The organism is Sphingomonas chlorellae, from assembly GCF_056485145.1.
The window spans coordinates 743,113-763,712 of the sequence record NZ_JBQXXM010000001.1 but is presented as its reverse complement, the minus strand read 5'-3'; the positions used below and the strand labels follow the sequence as shown (position 1 = coordinate 763,712).

The window sequence follows — 20,600 nt, the reverse complement described above, 5'->3', positions numbered from 1 at the left end:
GAACAACCGAGGCCGGACTATAAGATCAATAGGATTTTCCTATAACGCGCCGCGTCACGCCGCCCCCGCGGCCGCCGCCGCCTCGCGCAGCAGCGCCGCCAGCGCCAGGAATGCGGGCGCCCGCCCCGCCCCGGCGCGCCACGCCAGCCCGATCTCGCGATAATGCCGCCCGCCGGCAAAGGGGCGGACGATCACGTCGTCGACACCGTCGCCGCGGATTTCCTGGCGGACGTAAAGCTGGGGGAGCAGCGCCAGCCCCATGCCCATCCCCGCCATCTGCCGGATCGCGTCCAGGCTCGTGCCCTCATAATCGCGCAGCACATGCGCCCCCGCCTGCGCGGCGAGCGCGGCGACCTGGTCGCTCATCCGGTATTGCGGCTGCAACGTCAGCAGCCCGCGCCCGGCCAGGTCGTCGGTGCTGATCGTGTCGCGCGTGCGCAGCGGGTCGTCGGCGGCCATCGCCACCAGCAAGGGGTCGCGGAACAGCCGCTCGACATGCACCGGCGTGCCCGCGCCCCCGGCGGGCATCTGCACCAGGATCACGTCGTGCGTCCCCTCGCCCAACCGCTCGACCAGCGCGTCGGGCAAGCCCTCGCGGACATGGACGCGCAACGACGGGCTCGCCGAATGGAGCCGCGCCACCACCTGCGGCAACAGATAGGGGCCGAGCGTCGGCGAAGCGCCCAGCCGGATCGTCCCCACCAGCGCATCGTCGCGCCGGTCGGCCAGTGCGCAAAAGGCGTCGGCCTCGGCCAGCACGCGCCGCGCCGCGGCGACGGCGTCGCGTCCCAGCGGGGTCAGGATCGCCTTGCCCCCGCGTTCGACCAGCCGTCCGCCCAGCAGCGCCTCGACCTGCTGGATCTGCTGCGAAAAGCTCGGCTGCGACACGCCCGCGGCGGCGGCGCCGCGCGTGAAGCTGCCCTGTTCGGCCAGGGCGACCAGATAGCGGAGCTGGCGAAGCGTCGGCTGCATGACGCGACGGCTTTAGCCCGGCGGCGCAACGATCGGAACCCGGTCGTCACCGGCGCGCCGCCGCCGACTCGCGCATTTCCGGCGGATTTCCCGCGACGCGGCGCGACAGCCGCGCTTCGCCCCGCGCGTTCCGTCTCGACGCCATTCGATTTCGTCGCGTTAACCTCTTTCTAAACCGGCCGACCTAGGTATAGACCAATTCCGTTTCGAAGGCGGAACGGCGCCGCGTTTCTGGCGCTTCGTGTCGTTGGCGGCATCGAATCTAGAGGGGAATCTCAATAATGGTCGGAACTGGGCAGGCTCCCGTGGCGGGGGCGACGCGTCGTCGTGCACGCCTGCATCGCGCGCTGCTGTGCGCAACGATGCTCGGCGGGCTGACAATGCCTGCGCGCGCGCTGGCGCAATCGGCGCCTGCGCTCCCCTCGGGCGGCAACGTCGTCGCCGGCAGCGCCTCGATCGGCACCAGCGGCACCACCACGACGATTCAGCAGACCTCGGATCGCGCGATCATCAACTGGAACGACTTCTCGGTCGGCCAGGGCGGCAATGTCCGCTTCGAAAACGGCTCGGGCGCGACGCTCAACCGCGTCACCGGCACCCAGGTCTCGCGCATCGACGGCAATGTCAGCGGGTCGGGCTCGGTCTACCTCATCAACGCCAACGGCATCGTCGTCGGCAAGACGGGCGTCATCAACACCGGCGGCACCTTCGTCGCCTCGACGCTCGACGTCGCCGATGCCGATTTCATGAAGGGCGGCGACCTCCACTTTGCGGGCAATTCGCGCGCGAGCATCGTCAATCTGGGCCGCGTCGGCGCGCTCGGCGGCAATGTGATGATGTACGGCGTGACGGTCGTGAACGAAGGCACCGTCAATGCCGCCAACGGCACCGCCGGCTTCGCCGCGGGCAGCCATGTGCTGCTGCGCGACACCGCGAACGGCGCGGGCGAACTGGTCAGCGTGCTCTATGGCGACGCGACCGCCAGCGTCACCAACAAGGGCCTGATCGCCGCGGCGAGCGCCGAGCTGCGCGCGCAGGCGGGCAACATCTACGCGCTCGCCGGCAACAATGGCGGCGCGATCAACGCCAGCGGCGTGCGCGTCGGCCAGGGCAAGGTCTGGCTCGTCAGCGAGGCGGGCACCACCAGGGTGGCGGGCACGATCACCGCGCGCGACCTTACGGGCGCCGGCGGCTTCATCGAAACCTCGGGCCGCGTGCTCGACCTCGCGGGCGCGCGCGTCCAGGCCGCGGGCGGCCACTGGCTGCTCGATCCGGCCGACCTCATCGTCGACACCGACGCCGCGACGGCGATCAGCGACGCGCTCAACGGCAATACCGACGTCACGCTGCAGACGCTCGACACCGGCGCGGCCGGCCCCGGCACGGTCAACCCGAACGGCGTGGGCGACATCCTCGTCAACGGCGCGATCGACTGGTCGACGGGCGCACGGCTCACGCTCAACGCGTGGCACAGCATCGCGATCAACGCCGACATCTCGACCAGCGCGGGCAAGCTCGCGCTGGCCTATGGCCAGTCGGGTCCGGTAGGCAGCAATGACGGCACCTATACGATCGGCCGCGGCGCCAAGGTCACGCTGCCCGAGGGGCAGAACTTCTCGACGCGCTACGGCCGCGACGGCGACCTCGTCTCCTGGACCGTCGTCACCCGGCTGGGTGCCGCCGGCTCGGACAACGGCACCGACCTTCAGGGCATCCAGGGGTACGGGACCGGCCATTTCGTGCTCGGCGCCGACATCGACGCCAGCGACACCGTCAACTGGGCCGGGGGCGGCTTCGCGCCGATCATCCTGTGGGGCCAGTTCGACGGCCTCGGCCACACGATCAGCAACCTCAGCGTCGTGCACCCCGGGGACAGCGAGGTCGGCCTGTTCGGGAGCCTTCTCAACGCCTCGGTCCGCAATCTCGGCATCGTCAACGGCCGCGTCGAAGGCGGGAACAGCGTCGGCGGCATCGCGGGCAAGGTCGAATCTTCGGAAATCACCAACGTCTGGTTCGACGGCGTCGTGCGCGGCACCGGCGACACGAGCGGCGGGCTGGTCGGCTCCCTCATCAGCGGCCGGATCAGCGACTCGCACGCCAGCGGCCTGGTCGATTCGCAGAGCGACAGCGCGGGCGGCCTTGTCGGCCAGATGAACGCCGGCAGCATCGAGCGCAGCTATTCGACCAACGACGTCAAGACCACGGGCAACTACGGCACGGGCGGCATCGTCGGTATCCTCGGCAACGGCAACGACCAGCCGCTGCTCGACGCGGTCTATTCGACCGGCCGGATCGCCGCACCGTTCGCGGTCGGCGGTATCGCGGGCATGAACAGCGGCGTCATCCAGCGCGCGTTCAGCAGCGGGACGGTGCTGGGCGACACCCTGGTCGGCGGCCTGTCCGGCCAGATGCTCGCCAACGGCCGGATCTACACCAGCTATTCGACCGCGACGATCGGCACGCTCAACCCGGTCCGCGGCGAAGCGATCGGCGGCCTCGTCGGCCAGGCCGACCTGGGTGCGGTCCTCGACCAGAATTATTTCTCGGGCACGGTCCTCGCGGTGAACGCCGCCAGCGTCGGCGCGGTGATCGGCCGCCATGACGGCTCGGTGCTCGGCCTCAACTATTGGAACGCTGATCGGTCGGGCATCAATGCCGGCGTCGGCTTCGGCCCCGACGAGGCGCTGGCGCTGTCGAACAACGATCTGGTGTACGCCCTTCCGCCCGCCTTCGATCCGCAGGTCTGGGACAATGCGGGCAACCGCACGACGCCCTATCTCCGCGTCAACGCCACCTATGGCACGCTCGGCGGCGTCGTGACGGCGATCAACAATGCCGCCGACCCGATCCGGGTGATCCTCAACGCCGATCAGCTCCAGGCGATCGAGGGCGCGCTCGGCGCCCATTACGCCCTCGGCGCGGATATCGACGCCCGCGCGACGGCGGCGTGGAACAACGGCGGCGGCTTCGTCTCGATCGGTTCGTCCGACGTCGGAGGCTTCGGCGGCACGCTCGACGGCTTCGGCTACCGGATCGACGGCCTCACCGCCAACCACAGCGATCTGAGCCCCACCGGCCTGTTCTCGCTGATCGGCAGCAACGGGATCGTCCGCGATCTTCAGCTCACCAACGTCTCGATCACCGGCCGCGACAATGTCGCAGCGCTCGCGGTGATGAACATGGGCTATGTCAGCAACGTCCGCGTCGTCGGCGGCCTGGTGACCGGCTATGGCCTCACCGCAGGCGTGGTCGCCAACAACGGCGGCGTCATCAACAGCACCTATTCCGCCCTCGACGTCATGTCGAACGGCGGCGGCGCCGGCGGCGTGGTGGGCGTGAACACCGCCTCGATGACCGACACGCACGCCAGCGGCAACGTCAACGGCCTCAGCTTCGTCGGCGGGCTGGTCAGCAGCAATGCCGGCCTCATCCAGAACAGCGACGCCAGCGGCAACGTCACCGGCATGGGCGAAAATGTCGGCGGCCTCGTCGGCATGTCGAACTCGGGCCTGCTGTCGAACGTCTGGGCCAGCGGCACGATCAGCGGCGACAGCGCGGTCGGCGGCCTCGTCGGCACGTCGCTGGGCAATATCGAAAATGCGGCGGCGTTCGGCTGGGTGCTCGGCGGCAACGGCAACAGCGGCGGCCTGGTCGGCGTCAACGGCGGCATGATCAGCAAGGCCTTTGCGACCGGCGACGTCGAAGGCGCCCGCAGGGTCGGCGGCCTCGTCGGCATCAACCAGCTCGGCGGCCTCACCGACGTCTACGCGACCGGCGCGGTCCGGGGCTCCGGCATCGTCGGCGGGCTGGTCGGGCTCAACAGCGGCGGGATCGTCCGCGCGATCGCCAACGGCTCGGCCGCCGGTTCCGATACGGTCGGGGCGGTGATCGGCGCGAACACGGGCGACGCGCTCAACATCACCGGGGTCTACTGGAACACCAGCACCGCGGGCGCGACCAACGCGATCGGCACGGGCGAGGTCCGCGACGGCATCGTCGGCAGGTCGACTGCCGATCTCGCCCACATGCCGCTCGACGGCTTCGACATGCAGCGCTGGAGCACCGCCAACGGCCAGGCGACGCCCTATCTGCTCGCGAACGCCACGCTCGGTCACGGCGGGGGCAGCGTCTATCTGGCCGACGCCACCGGCCCCGCGCCGACGCGCTACACCGTCATCCTGACGCGCGATCAGCTCCAGGGCATTTCGAACGACCTGACCGGCCGTTATGTCCTCGGCGCCAATATCGACGCGACCGGCAGCGACATCCTCGACGAAGGCCGCGGCTTCACGCCGATCGGGACGTTCGCCCAGGCGTTCACCGGCGTGCTCGACGGGCTCGGCTTCACCGTCTCGAACCTCATCATCAACCGCGGCGGCACGGACGGCGTCGGCATGATCGGCGTGCTCGACGGCAACGGCGTCGTGCGCAACATCAACCTGGCCCGCGCCGGCATCACCGGGCGCGGCAATGTCGGCGGCATCGTCGGCAACATCGGCACCGGCCGGGTGCTCGACAGCAGCTTCTCGGGCTATATCAACGGCGATGTGAATGTCGGCGGCATCGCCGGCTATCTGCGCGACGGCGCGATCACCGGCGCCTCGGTCATCGGCACCATCCACGGCCAAACCGGCATCGGCGGCGTGGTCGGCGACAACGCCGCCGCCGGCACCGTCGCCGCGTCGCACAGCAATGCCACCGTCCTGGCGGACGGGAACACCGCCGGCGGCATCGTCGGCCTCAACAACGGCGTGGTGAGCACCAGCTATGCGACCGGCCTCACTCAGGGATGGGACATCGTCGGCGGCCTCGTCGGCGACAACCAGGGCCGCGTCACCACCAGCTATGCGACCGGCAGCGTCAACGGCAACAACGCGGTCGGCGGGCTCATCGGCCGCAACATCGTGTCGGTGGACCAGAGCTATGCCAATGCCACGGTCTCGGGCGGCGCGGGCGTCGGCGGACTCGTCGGCGAAAACCGCGGCACCGTCAACTACACCTATGCGCTCGGCAACGTCTGGACCCAGACCGACGGCGGCGGGCTGATCGGCGCGAATTTCGCAAGCGCGCTCGACCAGAATTTCGCGATGGGGCGCGTCAACGGCAACGGCGGGGTGGGCGGCCTGATCGGTCGCAACGACGCACCGATCTGGGGCACCAACTACTGGAACATCACCACCGCCGGCGTCGGCCGGGCCATCGGCATCGGCGCGCCGAACATCATCGGCGGGCTGACCACCGCCCAGCTCGCGCGCGCGCTCCCGATGGGCTTCTCGGCCAGCATCTGGGGCAATGCCGGCAACAACACGACGCCCTATCTGCTCAGCCATAGCGGCTTCGACACCGCCGGCACGGTCTATCTCGGCACCGACCTCCAGCCGACGCCGCGCGCCTATGGCGTGCTGCTGACGCTCGAACAGCTTCAGGCGGTGCGCAACGCCGTCCTCGCAGCGCCGCCGGCGCCCCCGCCGTTCGCACCGGGCGGCGGCTCCGGCGGCCTCAACTATGTGCTCGGCGCCGATATCGACGCCAGCGGCGCGGGCGCCATGAACGACGGCGCGGGCTTCCTCCCGCTGACGCCCGACGAGGTCGTCTATACGGGCTATTTCAACGGCCTCGGCCATGTGATCCGCAACCTCGCCATCACCAGCAACGGGTTTGCCCCGGCGGCGCTGTTCTCGAACACGTTCGATGCCCACATCAGCAATCTCGGGCTGGTCGACGTCAACTTTCACGGCGTCGCGGCGGCGGCCGGGATCGTCGGCTTCCTCGATCCGAGCTCGACGATCGAACGCAGCTTCGTCACCGGCCGCATCGTGGCAAGCGGCACGCCCGCCGGTCCGAATCTGGGGATCAATGACGGCATCGCCGGCGGCCTCGCCGCGATCAGCGCCGGCCTGATCTCCGAATCCTGGTCGTCGGCCGACATCACCGGCGGCTTCTCGGTCGGCGGGCTGGTCGGCGCCGCCCAGTCGGGGCAGATTCAGGACTCCTACGCCACCGGCTCGGTCACGGGCATCGACGGCGTCGGCGGGCTGATCGGCAGCGCGAACGTCTCGGCCACGCGGGTCTATGCGACCGGCGCGGTCCACGCCGCGGCCAACAGCCGGTCGGTCGGCGGGCTGGTCGGTGCCTATGGCGGCACGATCGACGGCTTCTGGGCCACCGACACCACCGGCATGGCGGCCGGCTTCGGCATGACCAACGGCGGCAGCTTCAACGCCGTCGGAGTCACCTCGGCCCAGCTCCACAACGCCGACACCTTCGCCGGCTGGTCGATCGACCGCGTCGGCGGCAACCAGGCCACCTGGCGCATCTATGACGGCCAGACCGCACCGCTGCTCAAGGCGTTCCTGACCACCGCCAGCGTCGGCGCGACCGACAACCGCGTCACCTATGACGCGCTGTCGCATCTCGAAGGCGGCTATGCGGTGCGCGTCAACGGCGTCGAGGTCGACGGCAGCACGCATGTGTTCGGCACCGCGGCGCTGACGTGCGACGGCGGCAACTGCACCGATGCGGGCACCTATGGCATCGCCTATGCCGGCGGGCTCTATTCGGACCAGTTCGGCTATGACCTGGTCGCGTCCGACACGGCGGCCCGGCTCGTGATCGACCCGCGCGTCGTCACCGTGACCTACACGGCCGATGCGGTCCGCGGCGCCTATGGCGACGCCGTGCCGCTGCTCACCGGCAGCGTCAGCGTCGACGGGCTGGCGGGCAACGACCGGCTTTCGGGCACCGCCGTCTGGGCGAGCGACGTGCGCGCCACCACCGGGGTCGGCAGCTATGCGATCACCGGCAGCGGGCTCACCGCCTCGGCCAACTATGTCCTCCAGTCCGAACAGGCTGCGGGCAACGCCCAGGCGTTCACGGTCACGCCGCGTTCGATCACCGTCACCGCCGATGCCGCCCGCGCAGTCTATGGCGACCGGATCGATCCGTTCACCTACCGCGTGGGCGGGATGGGCCTCGTCAACGGCGACACCTTCTCGGGCGGCCTGTCGGCGGCGGTCGGCGCGCGGCCGGACGTCGGCAGCTATGCGATCGGCCAGGGCACGCTCGAACTGTCGCCCAACTATGCGATCACCTATGTCGGCGCGAACCTGACGATCACGCCGCGCGACCTCATCGTCACCTACACCGCCAATGCGCTCAGCCGTATCTACGGCGACGCCAACCCGGCGCTGACGGGCGGCGTGTCGGTCGCCGGGCTGGTCTATGGCGACAGCGTCGGCGGCACCGCAAGCTGGTCGACCGCGGCCGGTGCGACCAGCGGCGTCGGCAGCTATGCCGTCACCGGCGACGGCATCACCGCCTCGGCCAACTACACCGTTCGCGCGGTGCAGGCGGCGGGCAATGCCACCGCGCTTGCCGTCACCCCGCGCGCGATCACCGTCACCGCCGATGCGCTCAGCCGCGTCTATGGCGACGCCAATCCGGCGCTCACCTACACGCTGGGCGGCATGGGCCTCGTCAACGGCGACACGCTCACCGGCGCGCTCGCCACGGCGGCGACCGCGACGTCGAACGTCGGCACCTATGCGATCGGTCTGGGCAGCCTTGCCGCCTCGGCCAATTACGTCGTCCAGTTCACCGGGGCGAACCTCGCGGTCACGCCGCGCGCGATCACCGTCACCGCCGATGCCCTCAGCCGCGTCTATGGCGACGCCAATCCGGCGCTCACCTACACGCTGGGCGGCATGGGCCTCGTCAACGGCGACACGCTCACCGGCGCGCTCGCCACGGCGGCGACCGCGACGTCGAACGTCGGCACCTATGCGATCGGTCTGGGCAGCCTTGCCGCCTCGGCCAATTACGTCGTCCAGTTCACCGGGTCGAACCTCGCGGTCACGCCGCGCGCGCTCACCGTCACCTACACGGCGGGTGCGGCAAGCCGCATCTATGGCGACGCCAATCCGTCGCTCGGCGGCACGGTCGGCGTGGTCGGGCTGGTCAACGGCGACCAGCTCACCGGCACCGCCGCATGGACGAGCGCGGCGACCGCCGCGTCGAACGTCGGCAACTATGCCGTCACCGGCGCGGGGCTCGGTGCCTCGGCCAACTACACGCTCACCAGCGTGCAGGCGGCGGGCAATGCGACGGCGCTGGCCGTCACGCCGCGCGGCGTGACCGTCACCTACACCGCCAACGCGGCGACGCGGCTGTTCGGCGCGCCCGATCCGGTGTTCGGCGGCTCGGTCGCGGTTGCGGGGCTGATCGGCGGCGACACGCTGTCGGGCACCGCGCGCTGGTTCACCAGTGCCAACGGCAATTCGGGTCCGGGCACCTATGCGGTGAACGGCACCGGGCTCACCGCCTCGGCCAATTACCGGCTCACCGAGGTTCAGGCGCCCGGCAACGCCTCGGCGCTGACGATCGTGGTGAACTACATCCCGCTGCCGCCGGTCGTCACCTTCGACGCCCGGACGCGCGTGGGAGGACTCGTGCCGACGAGCGCCAGCCCGCGCCTGCCCTCCACCGCCGGCTGCAGCATCGGTTATGGCTGCATCATCCGCATGCCCGCAGGCTTCTGAACCATGGAGAAAATGATGATCCCGTCCCGCCCCCGGCGGACCCCTGCCCTGCGCAGCCTCGGCGGCGCGATGCTCACCGGCGGCCTGCTCGCGCTGGTGCCGCAGACCGCCTTCGGCCAGGCGATCGAACGCAACCCGGCGCCCGCGCCGCAGCCGCCGGCGCCGCTCGCGCGGCCCGAAATCGCGGCCGATGCGTCCAGCGACGCGACGCCGCTCGGCATGGCGCTGGGCAGCATCGCGATCGGCGACGGCGCGACGGTGGCGCCCGCGGCGCCGGGCGCGGTGGTGCTCGCCACCGCGCGGCCGATGCCCCGGCTCGAGGCGCGGCTGCGCCCCTATCTCGGCCGGCCGCTGTCGCTGCGGCTGATCGCCGACATCAAGGCCGAGGTCGCGCGCGCCTGGCGTGATGCGGGCTATCCCTTCATCCATGTCAGCGCGCCCGAACAGGATCTCAGCGAGGGGCGGCTGGTGCTGCGCGTCGCCGAATACCGGCTCGGCACCGCGCGCGTCGAAGGCGTCGGCGAGGCCGGGGCGCGGCGCATCGCCGGGGCGATCCGTCAGGCGCCGGGCGAACCGATCGGGTTCGACGCGCTCGCGGAGGATCTCGACTGGGTGAACCGCTATCCCTTCCGCCGGGTCGAGGCGGTGTTCGCGCCCGCCGACACGGCGGGGGCCACCGACGTGGTCTACAAGGCGCGCGAAGTCACGCCGATCAGCGTGGGCGGCGGCTATGCCAATTCGGGGTCGCCGCGCACCGGGCGCGACCGCTATTTCTTCAATCTGCTCGCGGGCGTGCCGGGCACCGACATCTGGGGCAGCTATCAGCTCACGACCTCGGGCCAGCGGCTTGCCGATCTCGGCCATGTGCCGGTCGGGTCGAAGCGTTATGTCAGCCATTCCGCGCGCGTGACGGCGCCGGTATCGCCGCGCGCCTATCTCGAACTCGACTTCGCCGACATCGTGTCGTCGCAGCCGGTGCAGGCGTTCGATTCGCGCCAGCACACGCGCGAATGGTCGCTCACCGGCCACCTCGCGCTGTCGGCGCTCGCGGCGTCGCTCCAGGGCGAGCTCTATGCCGGGATCGACTGGAAGACCCAGCGCGGCAAGCTGCGCTTCGGTGCGACGACGATCAGCCGCACCGAATATGACGTCGGCCAGTTCAACCTCGGCTATGCGTGGCACGGCTATGATTCGACCGGCGAGACCGGGCTCGACGTGTCGGTGCATTTCAGCCCCGGCGGGATCACCGACCGCAACACCGGTCGCGCCTTCGCGCTCGCGTCGCGCGGCGGGTTCGACCAGTCGCAATATCTCTACACCACGGGTTCGGTCTATCGGCGGACGCGCTTCGGCAAGTTCGACCTGGTCCAGTCGATCGACTGGCAGATCGCCGGCACCGCGCTGCCGCAGACCGAACAGCGCGGCCTCGGCGGCCCGGGCCAGGTGCGCGCCTATACGCTCGACGACGGCGCGTTCGACCGGATCGTGCTCGCGCGCAACCAGCTCCGCTGGAATGCGGGCGTGCTCGGCACCGGCCGCACCGCGGTTCAGTGGACGCCGTCGCTGTTCGTCGAAAGCGGCTATGCCGGTCGTGCCGGCGGCGAGGATTCGCGCGTGGTCGGCAGCGCCGGGCTCGGGCTCGATCTCGGCTTCGCCAACCATCTCGCGGTCAGCGCCGACGCCGCGGTGGCGCTCGCCGACCAGGGCGAAACGCGCGCGGGCGATGTCCGCGGCAATGTGCGCGTGTCGCTGCGCTTCTGACCGGTCGATCCGGTCCGGAAACGACGAAGGGCGGCCTTGCGGGGCCGCCCTTTTTCGTCACGTCATCGCGCGCCGCGCAACGGCACGAAATCGCCCCCGATTGCGCCGAAACGCCACCCGAACGCCCCCCAACGACAAAAAACCGCCCCGCCCTGCGCGGTCCGTCGGGCCATTGGGCGGCGATTCCCGGGGGACGGCGCGCGCCGGCACTACCCACGACGGGGGCATCAGGCGTCCGCCGCCCGCACGAAGCGACCCGGCGATCGCCCCATGACGCGTCGGAACGCCGCACCAAAGGCGCTTTCAGATCGATAGCCGACCAGGGCCGCGACCGCGGCGATCGTTCCGCCATGCGCCAGACGGTCCGCCGCCAGCAGCATGCGCCAACGCGTCAGATACTCGCCCGGCGTCTCACCGACTTTCTCCTTGAATCGCAACGCGAAAGTGGACCGAGACATACCCGCGATACGCGCAAGGTCGTGCAGCGCCCATGCGCGCGCGGGCTCCCCGTGCATGGCCGCCAGGGCGGCGGCGATCCGCGGATCGGCCAGCGCGAACAACCACCCGGTCCGACCTTCGCTACTGCGGAGGAGGTGCAACCGCAGCGCCTCGATCAACAGCATCTGGGCGAGATGCTCTCCCATCAGCACGCTGCCGGGCCGCGGATCGCGCAACTCCAGCAGCAGCCGATCGACCGCCGAGCGCAGCGCCGCCTTGCTCGCCGCATCATCGATATGGACGACCGGCGGAAGCACGGCCAGCAACCTCTCGGCCTGCAACCCGTTGAAATGAAAATAGCCGCCCACCCCCGCGCAGCCTCCACCGCCGTTCAGCACCGCACGATGCCCGGCCGGTACCGCTGGAAAGAAGTCGAAGGCGTTGGTCGTGACGGTCGGCGCGCCGTCATAGAGCCGATAGCGATTTCCACCGGAAAGCAGCACGACGTCGCCTGCCGTCAGGCGATACGGCATCGCTTCGCCGTCGATGGCGAGCCAGCATGCCCCCTTGTCCAACGCATAGCACCGCATGCTTTCGCTGGCAGGAAAGTCGAGCGCCCAGTCGCCGCCGGCGTCCAGTTCACGCAGGCCATAGCCCTGCGGCTTCAACATCGACAGCACGTCTGACAGCGGATCCATCGAGTTTCCAGACGATCGCGACGAAAAACCGGACCCTAGCGCATGGGCCGTCCGACGGTAAGCCTGTATCGAGGCGCTCGCCCTGACGAGGAATGACGATGGCCGAAAACCTTGCCCTTTGGCTGCCCCGCAAGCGCGGACGCTTCACGATCGGTCCAGCGCCACAGCACGTCCCGGCGGAAGGGGAAATCGCCGTGCGCGTTCGGGCGCTGGCGGTGAACCCGTTTGATCGGCTGATGCAGACGATGGGCGATCTCATCACCCCGTATCTGGCTTACCCGTTCATTCCCGGTTCGGACGTTGCGGGAGAGGTGATCGCGCTGGGCCGCGGAGTCACGCGGTTCCGGGTCGGCGACCGCGTGCTCGGCCACGCCGTCGGATCGGACAGGGCGCGAAACCGGGCGGCAGAGGGAGGATTCCAGCACGAGGTGATCCTGCTCGCCCATATGGCCTCGCCATTGCCGGACGATCTCGCCTTCGAGGCGGCCACCGTGTTGCCGCTTGCCCTTTCGACCGCCGCATGCGGGCTGTTCCAGCCGGACTTCCTGGCACTCACTCCCCCCGCGCCTGTCCCGAAGCCGAGCGGGAAAACCGTTCTCGTCTGGGGCGGCTCGACGAGCGTCGGCATGAACGCCATCCAGCTTGCGGTCGCCGCGGGATGCCGCGTGGTGGCGACGGCATCGCGCGCCAATTTCGGACTTCTCGAGCGGCTCGGCGCAACCGAGATGTTCGATTACCGCGACGCCGCCGCGGTAGGGAACATCGGCCGCGCATTGCATGGGTGCGATATCGCCGGGGCCATTGCGATCGGGGTCGGCGCAACGGAACGGTGCATCGATATCGTCGCGGCCTGCGAAGGCAATCGCTTCGTCGCCGTGGCGTCGCCGCCGGTTTCGTTCGATGACGTTCCCGCAGCGGGAGGCCGGTTGCGGCGCATGGCGCCGATCGTCGCAAGCATGCTCTTCCGCAACGCGCGCCTCGCCCTGAAAGCGCACCGCAACGGCGTGAACACCAAGATGATCTGGGGCAGTTCGCTGCTGGGCAACGCAGTCGGCCCCATGATCTATGAGGATTTCTTGCCGGAGGCTCTCGCGAGCGGGCGCTATCTCGCCGCACCGGAGGCGATCGTCGTCGGCCACGGCCTGGCATCCATCGCCGAGGCCCTGGAACGACAGCGGCGGGGCGTCTCCGCCCGCAAGCTGGTGGTGACGTTGTGACCGACGTCCCGGACACCGCGGCCCGAACGGTCGTCAGCGTCACGCGGTTTCGCGTTCGATCGCTATGGGTGCTCGCGCCTTTCCTGCTTCACGCGCGACGCACCATTCGGCAGCTCGAAACGGCGGACGGAATGGTGGGCTGGGCGTTGCGCCCGGAAGCAGCGCTGACCTACTGGACGATGACCCTGTGGCGCGATCCGGAAGCGATGCTCGCCTATGTTCACGAGGGCGCGCACGCGGCAGCCATGCCGCGCCTGGCACGGTGGGCCGCCGAAGCGCGCGTGGTGCGCTGGGCGCAGCCGACCGACACATTGCCGGCATGGCCAGAGGCGATGCAACGCCTGGACATCGAGGGCAGAAGCCTGGCGATTCGCCCCGCCCCATAGGGCAACGGGGAAACGACGCTTAGCGTTTCCAGCCGACTGCTAAAGCGGAAGGGTGCGGAACCGCGTCAGGTCCGCTTTACCGCAGTTCCCTGCGACTTTTACCGATGTTTGGTGGAGTGAGTGGTGCCGCTTGCAGGACTCGAACCTGCGACCCCCGCATTACGAATGCGATGCTCTACCAGCTGAGCTAAAGCGGCCTTCCCGAAAGCGTTTCTGCCTTGGGAGCGGCGCGCTTACCAGCATGATTCGGGGCTGACAAGCACTCGCGACGCGCCACGCGCAAAAAACTTTGCAACCCCCGCTTTACGACCCGTTTACCACGCAGCGTGCAAAAGCCCCGTTCATCATGTGGGCACCCTCAACTCGCCCTCCATGGAGCAGCAGATGAACATGGCTCGCGGCATCCGGCACCCGCTCGATTCGACTCCCGCTCCGGTCGATGACGAGACGATCGCCGAACGCCCCGTCGAAATCGGCAACGATGAACGGCGGATGCACGTGCGCGCCTATAACCACTGGGTGTCGCTCCTGCGCGGCCGCGCCTATCCGTCGATCGAGGATCTCGATCCGGCGAGCATCGCCGATTTCGGCCCGCACAGCGTCCTGATCGACTTCACCGGCGGGATCGAGGATCCGGCAATCCGCTATCTCGGCGTCGCGCTCCGCGCCGAATGCGGCGTCGATGCCCAGATCACCCGAATCGCCGACGTGCCCAGCCGTTCGCTGCTGTCGCGGCTGACCGACCATTACATGCAGATCATCGCCAACCGCGCGCCGATCGGCTTCGAGGCCGAATTCGTCAGCCAGCGCGGGCACAATACGCTGTATCGCGGCATTCTGATGCCGTTCTCGTCCGACGGCGCCACGATCGATTTCATCTACGGCGTCATCAACTGGAAGGAACTCGTCGATGCCGAGGCACAGGCGCGCCTCGCTGCCGAAGTCGAGCAGTCGCGACGCGCCCAGCCGCAGACGCCGGTCGCCACCGTCTGGGCCGACGGTCCCAGTGCCGGGCTGGACGCACCCGCACCGGTGCTGCGCGACGATGCGACGCTCGCGGACCGGCTGATGCTCGCACGCGAATCGGCCGCGGCCGCCCGCGCCGCCGATACGCGGAGCCGCGCCGCACTCTATCGTGCGCTTGGTCGCGCCTATGATTTCACCCTGGCAACCGAGGCGGATCCCGAGGGCTATGCCGCCCTTCTGGCCGACGCCGGACTGACCGCACAGGCGCGCGCACCGATGACGCCGGCGGTCAAGCTCATCTTCGGCGCCGATTATGACAAGACGCGGATCACCGAGTTCGCCGCAGTGCTCAGCCACGCGCGGCGCCACGGCGTACCGCAGGGCGGGCTCGACGCCTATCTCGAGCTGGCCGAAGGCGGCATCAAGGGTGTTGTCCGCGCCGAACGCGCCGAACGCCGTCCTTCCGCCCGCGTCGATGCCGTCGCGGCAGCGACGGCAGAACTGCGCCGGCGCCCGCCCCTCGCCCACGTCGCCGCCCGGATTCCGGTTGCGGCAGCGGAGGGCGCGTTCGTCGTGCTGCTGGCGCGTGCCGGCAAGGACGGGCTCGACATCGTCGCCAGCATCGAGGACGACGCCGCCCTTACGGAACGCGCCATCCGTCGCGCCACGGCCTGATCGCCGCGCGTTCGGCACCGGCAGTGGTGCGATCGGCCCTTCTGACAACGCTTACTGGCGGCACGCGGTTGGTTTCGCGCGTTACTTTCTGCCCCGACATGCCTTGAGGTCGGCACCGCTCGGGCGCATAGCGCGCTATTATGAAAACCATGATGACGTCGCTAACGCACGCGTTCGAAGCGCGGCTGCTCGAAGGGGCGCTGCCGGGAGAGCTGGAGGGTTTTGAGGAGGCGGAGCGCGCGGAAGCCGCCCGCTTCGTCGCGGAGGCGGCGGCCACGCGTCCGCCGGGAGTCCCGCACGTCCGGCTTGAAAGCTATTCCGACGAGGAGAGCCGCGGAATGCGGCTGGCGGTCGTCAACGACGACATGCCGTTCCTGGTCGATTCGATCTCGGGTGCCATCGCGGCGCACGATCTGGGCGTTCATCGCATCATTCACCCCGTCATTCCGGTCGAGCGCGACGCGACGGGCAAGCTGGTCGCCATCGGTACCGACGCGGAGAAAGGCGCGCGCGAATCGATGGTCTACATCGAAATGGAACGCGCCGACGCCAAAACGCGCCGGGCGCTGGTGGCCGAAATCGAACGCACGCTCGAACATGTCCGCGACGTTGTCGAGGACTGGCGCCCGCTCCAGATGGCGATGGGCGCCGATGCCGCCCAGATCCCGTCGCGTGAGGGCGAGGCGCTGCTGCGCTGGTTCATCGACGACGCGATGACGCTGCTGGGCCATGAAAAATGGGCCACCGACGGCAGCGTCGCCGATCAGCTGGGGCTGGCCCGCTACACGCTCGACGTGCCGCTGCTTGCGGAGAGCTCACGCGAGGCCGCGGTCGAATATTTCCGCAAGGGCGGCGAGGTGCCGCTGTTGCTCAAGTCGAATGCCGTCTCGACGGTGCATCGCCGGACGCCGCTCGACATCGTCGTGCTCCCGATCCGCACGGGCAGCGAGATTACCGGCCTGTCGATCCATGTCGGGCTGTGGACCAGCCAGGCACTCAATACGCCGCCGGCGCTGGTGCCGGTGCTGCGCGCGCGGCTCGAGACGCTGGAGAACAAGTTCGGCTTCGACCCCAATGGTCATACCGGCAAGGCGATGACGCACGCGCTCACCTCGCTGCCGCATGACCTGACGACCGCGTTCGACAACGAATCGCTCGAAAATCTGGTGCTCACCGCCATGTCGGTGGCGGATCGCCCGCGGTCGAAGCTGGTGCTGGTGCGCAGCCCGCTCGGCCGCCATCTCTTCGCCTTTGTCTGGCTGCCGCGCGACCAGATCGAGAGCGGCCATCGCGAAGCCATCGGCGAAATGCTGGTCGAGGCGGCGCACGCCAAGCTGATCAGCTGGACGATCGCGCTCGAGGACGGCGTGATCGCGCAGATCCGCTACACGCTCGACCTGCGCGGCGGCGGCGTGCTTCCCGAAGCCGGCCCGCTCGACGCGCGCGTCGCGCGGATGGTGCGCGGCTGGGTGCCCGCGGTCGAGGGCGCGCTTGCCGACCAGGCGGGTAGCGGCGCGACGCGGCTGGCGCTGCGTTTCGCCCAGGCGTTCCCGCAGGTCTATCGCGCGGGCCACACGCCGGAGGAGGCGGCGAGCGACATTCTGCGCATCGCCGCGCTCGACAGTTCCGACAGCCGTTCGGTGCGGATTTTCCGGCATGCCAAGAAGCCCGGCAGCTATCGCATCAAGCTCTATCGCCTCGGCGGGGCGCTGGCGCTGTCGGATGCCGTGCCGGTGTTCGAGAATTTCGGCTTCCGCGTCGTCGACGAGATGCCGACCGAGCTCGCCAACGGCGCGTTCATCCACGATTTCGAGGTGGTGCCGGCGGGCGCGGCGCCGGTGCTGGAACGCGACCCGACCGTGGTCGAGGCAGCGATTGCCGCGGTGCTCGAGGGCAAGGCCGAGAACGACCTGCTCAACCGGCTGATCGTCGAGGCGGACATGGCCCCGTCGGCCGTCGTCCTCTTCCGCGCATGGTTCCGTTATCTCCGCCAGACCGGCATGAGCTATGGCATGGGCACCGTGGTCGACGCGCTGCGGCGCGCGCCCGGCGTCGGCAAGGCGCTGATCGAGCGCTTCTCGGCGGCGCACGACCCGGCCCGCGCGGGCGACAGCCAGCAGGCGATCGAGGCCGCGACACAGGCGATCAACACCGGGCTCGATCAGGTTTCCGCGATCGACGACGATCGCATCCTGCGCGCGCTCAAGGGCGTGGTCACCGCCACGCTGCGGACCAACGCCTTTGCGCCCGCCAGCGCCGAGGCCCTGGCGTTCAAGCTCGATTCGGCCAAGGTGCCGGGCCTGCCCCAGCCGCTGCCGTGGCGCGAGATCTGGGTCTATAGCCCGCGGGTGGAGGGCATCCACCTCCGCGCCGGCCCGGTCGCCCGCGGCGGTCTGCGCTGGTCCGACCGGCGCGACGACTTCCGCACCGAAATCCTGGGCCTGATGAAGGCGCAGCGCGTGAAGAACGCGGTGATCGTCCCCACCGGCGCCAAGGGCGGCTTCTATCCCAAGCAGCTCCCCTCGCCTGCGGTCGATCGTGACGCATGGCTGGCGGAGGGCACCGAAAGCTATCGCATCTTCATCCGCTCGCTGCTGTCGATCACCGACAACATCGTCGCGGGCAAGGTCGTGCATCCCGAGGGCGTCAACATCCTCGACGGCGAGGATCCCTATTTCGTCGTCGCCGCCGACAAGGGAACGGCGACCTTCTCGGACGTCGCGAACAAGATCGCGACCGAGCGCAACTTCTGGCTGGGCGACGCCTTCGCATCGGGCGGCAGCCACGGCTATGACCACAAGGCGATGGGCATCACCGCCAAGGGCGCGTGGGTGTCGGTGCGCCGCCACTTCCTCGAAATGGGAATCGACGTTCAGTCGGAGCCGGTGCGCGTCGCCGGTTGCGGCGACATGTCGGGCGACGTGTTCGGCAACGGCATGCTGCTGTCCAAGGCGGTCAAGCTGGTGGCGGCGTTCGATCATCGCCACATCTTCCTCGACCCCGATCCCGATCCGGCGACGAGCTGGGACGAGCGCGCCCGCCTGTTCGCACTGCCGCGGTCGAGCTGGGCCGACTATGATCCCAAGCTGATCTCGGCGGGCGGCGGCGTCTTCGCACGCACCGAAAAGTCGATCCCGCTCTCGGCCGAGATTCGCGCGATGCTGGGGATCGAGGCGGAAGAGCTCGACCCGACCAGCCTGATTTCCGCGATCCTGCGCGCGCCGATCGACCTTTTGTGGTTCGGCGGCATCGGCACCTATGTGAAGGCGGCGCATGAGGCGCATATCGAGGTGGGAGACCCCGCCAACGACCGCCTGCGCGTCAACGCCGAAGAGGTGCGCGCCCGCGTGATCGGCGAAGGCGCCAATCTGGGTGTCACCCAGGCCGCGCGCATCGCCTTTGCCGGCAATGGCGGACGCATCAACACCGACTTCATCGACAACTCGGCGGGCGTCGACTGCTCGGACAACGAGGTCAACATCAAGATCGCGCTCAACCGTGAGGTGATCGAAGGACGGCTGGGTTTCGAGGATCGCAACAAGCTGCTCGCCGAAATGACCGACGAGGTCGCGCATCTGGTCCTCGAGGACAATCGCCTGCAGACGCTGGCGCTGTCGTTCATGGAGGCCGGCGGCGCGGTCTCGCTGCCCAGCTATCTTCGCGTGATCGAAATGCTCGAATCCGCCGGGCGGCTCGACCGCGCGGTCGAAGGCATCGCGACCAACGAGGATCTGCTCCGGCGCGCGCAGGACGGCAAGGGCCTGACGCGTCCGGAACTGGCGGTGCTGCTCGCATCGGCCAAGCTGGCGCTTCAGGACGCGATCGAACAGCGCCAGCTGGGACTGCTGCCCGAGCTGGAGAACGATCTGCGCGCCGCTTTCCCGGCACCGATGCAGACGCGGTTCGAAAAGGCGATCGACGAGCACCGCCTGCGCGGCGAGATCGTCGCGACCAAGCTCGCGAACCGCATCGTCAATCGCATGGGCGTACTCCACCCATTCGAACTCGCCGAGGAAACCGGCGCAGCGTTGGGCGAAATCGCGGCGATGTTCGTCGTTGCCGAACGCATGTTCGGGCTCGCCGATCTGTGGCAGGCGATCGAGACCGCCGAGGTTTCGGAAGAAGGCCGGCTCAAGCTGATCGACGAGGTTGCCGCCACCGTGCGCAGCCACGTCGCCGACCTGCTGCGCGTCTGCAAGCCGGGCAGCTACCCGGCCGAGGTGATCGACCGGCTGCTGCCCGCGATCGCCACGCTTGACCATCAGGCACAGACGCTGATGCTCGAGGAGGTGCGCACGCAGAGCGGCCGCCTCTCCGACCGGCTGCGCGCCGCGGGTGCGTCGCCGGATCTCGTCGGCAAGATCGTGCGCCTCTATGAACTCGACGGCGTGATCGGTATCGCCGATCTCAGCGTGCGGCGCGGGATGGACGAGACGCTGCTCACGCGCGCGTTCACGCAGCTCGGCAAGGCACTGGGGCTCGACTGGGCACAGTCCGCCGCGATGCGCATCCAGACGAGCGATCCGTGGGAACGCCTGCTGCTGTCCGGGCTCGCCCGCGATTTCCAGCAGATCCGGCTCGATTTCATCGGCCGGCTGCCCGACGGTGATCCCGTCGCGTCGCTCGACCAGTGGCTCGAGGCGCAGGCGCCGCGGGTCCGTCAGTTCAGTCAGCTGGTTCGCCGGGCCCGCCAATCGGCAACGCCGAACGCGGCGATGCTGGCCCAGATCGCCGGCCACGCGCGAACGCTGCTCGCGCGCTGACACGTCGCTGCCGCATCGGCAGATGACCTGAACCAACGGCCGGAAGCTCCAGCGCTTCCGGCCGTTTTCATATCCGGTCCTTTGACAGCCCCCTGACCCTTGGGGAATGTTCGGCCGTCGCCGTGCTTTGGCGTTGCGGCGCGGCATGGCAGGCATTAACTCGCAACGATACACCGCCTCCTTGTGC

8 protein-coding genes and 1 tRNA gene are annotated in these 20,600 nt (G+C 69.3%); 6 read left to right on the top strand and 3 right to left on the bottom strand.

Features of this window, described 5'->3' with window-relative positions; translation table 11 throughout:
• Positions 1-54: 54 nt before the first annotated feature.
• Positions 55-972, bottom strand: a complete 918-nt coding sequence (locus ACT3CF_RS03560; protein ID WP_478420403.1) for a hydrogen peroxide-inducible genes activator — start codon at positions 970-972, stop codon at positions 55-57.
• 281 nt (positions 973-1,253) lie between these two features.
• Between ACT3CF_RS03560 and ACT3CF_RS03555 the strand changes: the two genes are divergently transcribed.
• Together ACT3CF_RS03555 and ACT3CF_RS03550 are read left to right on the top strand one after the other, a co-directional pair.
• Positions 1,254-9,509, top strand: a complete 8,256-nt coding sequence (locus tag ACT3CF_RS03555) for an MBG domain-containing protein (RefSeq protein WP_478420402.1) — start codon at positions 1,254-1,256, stop codon at positions 9,507-9,509.
• A gap of 15 nt (positions 9,510-9,524) precedes the next feature.
• A complete protein-coding gene (locus ACT3CF_RS03550; RefSeq protein ID WP_478420401.1) occupies positions 9,525-11,270 on the top strand; it encodes a POTRA domain-containing protein in 1,746 nt (581 codons plus the stop codon).
• Between the two features lie 227 nt (positions 11,271-11,497).
• On the opposite strand, the gene ACT3CF_RS03545 is transcribed toward ACT3CF_RS03550, so the two are convergent.
• Positions 11,498-12,406 (bottom strand): AraC family transcriptional regulator, encoded by a 909-nt coding sequence (locus ACT3CF_RS03545; RefSeq protein ID WP_478420399.1) that lies wholly within the window; start codon positions 12,404-12,406, stop codon positions 11,498-11,500.
• A gap of 98 nt (positions 12,407-12,504) precedes the next feature.
• Here ACT3CF_RS03545 and ACT3CF_RS03540 point away from each other — a divergent pair, with 98 nt between their 5' ends.
• On the top strand, positions 12,505-13,623 hold the full coding sequence (locus ACT3CF_RS03540; RefSeq protein WP_478420397.1) for a zinc-binding alcohol dehydrogenase family protein: 1,119 nt from the start codon (positions 12,505-12,507) through the stop codon (positions 13,621-13,623).
• On the top strand, positions 13,620-14,009 hold the full coding sequence (locus tag ACT3CF_RS03535; RefSeq protein ID WP_478420396.1) for a DUF3291 domain-containing protein: 390 nt from the start codon (positions 13,620-13,622) through the stop codon (positions 14,007-14,009). Before ACT3CF_RS03540 ends, ACT3CF_RS03535 begins: the two co-directional genes overlap by 4 nt.
• A 121-nt stretch (positions 14,010-14,130) precedes the next feature.
• Here the strand turns inward: ACT3CF_RS03535 and ACT3CF_RS03530 are convergent.
• Positions 14,131-14,206 (bottom strand) — tRNA-Thr (locus tag ACT3CF_RS03530).
• Between the two features lie 187 nt (positions 14,207-14,393).
• Here ACT3CF_RS03530 and ACT3CF_RS03525 point away from each other — a divergent pair.
• Entirely contained in the window at positions 14,394-15,650 is a 1,257-nt protein-coding gene (locus ACT3CF_RS03525; RefSeq protein ID WP_478420394.1) for a PAS domain-containing protein, read from the top strand.
• 140 nt (positions 15,651-15,790) lie between these two features.
• On the top strand, positions 15,791-20,413 hold the full coding sequence (locus ACT3CF_RS03520; RefSeq protein ID WP_478420392.1) for an NAD-glutamate dehydrogenase: 4,623 nt from the start codon (positions 15,791-15,793) through the stop codon (positions 20,411-20,413).
• Positions 20,414-20,600 lie beyond the last annotated feature (187 nt).

Excerpts from the sequence above, each read along its gene's own strand:
- ACT3CF_RS03560 (WP_478420403.1), bottom strand. The coding sequence starts at position 972 with ATGCAGCCGACGCTTCGCCAGCTCCGCTATCTGGTCGCCCTGGCCGAA.
- ACT3CF_RS03555 (WP_478420402.1), top strand. The coding sequence starts at position 1,254 with ATGGTCGGAACTGGGCAGGCTCCCGTGGCGGGGGCGACGCGTCGTCGT.
- ACT3CF_RS03550 (WP_478420401.1), top strand. The coding sequence starts at position 9,525 with ATGATCCCGTCCCGCCCCCGGCGGACCCCTGCCCTGCGCAGCCTCGGC.
- ACT3CF_RS03545 (WP_478420399.1), bottom strand. The coding sequence starts at position 12,406 with ATGGATCCGCTGTCAGACGTGCTGTCGATGTTGAAGCCGCAGGGCTAT.
- ACT3CF_RS03540 (WP_478420397.1), top strand. The coding sequence starts at position 12,505 with ATGGCCGAAAACCTTGCCCTTTGGCTGCCCCGCAAGCGCGGACGCTTC.
- ACT3CF_RS03525 (WP_478420394.1), top strand. The coding sequence starts at position 14,394 with ATGAACATGGCTCGCGGCATCCGGCACCCGCTCGATTCGACTCCCGCT.
- ACT3CF_RS03520 (WP_478420392.1), top strand. The coding sequence starts at position 15,791 with ATGAAAACCATGATGACGTCGCTAACGCACGCGTTCGAAGCGCGGCTG.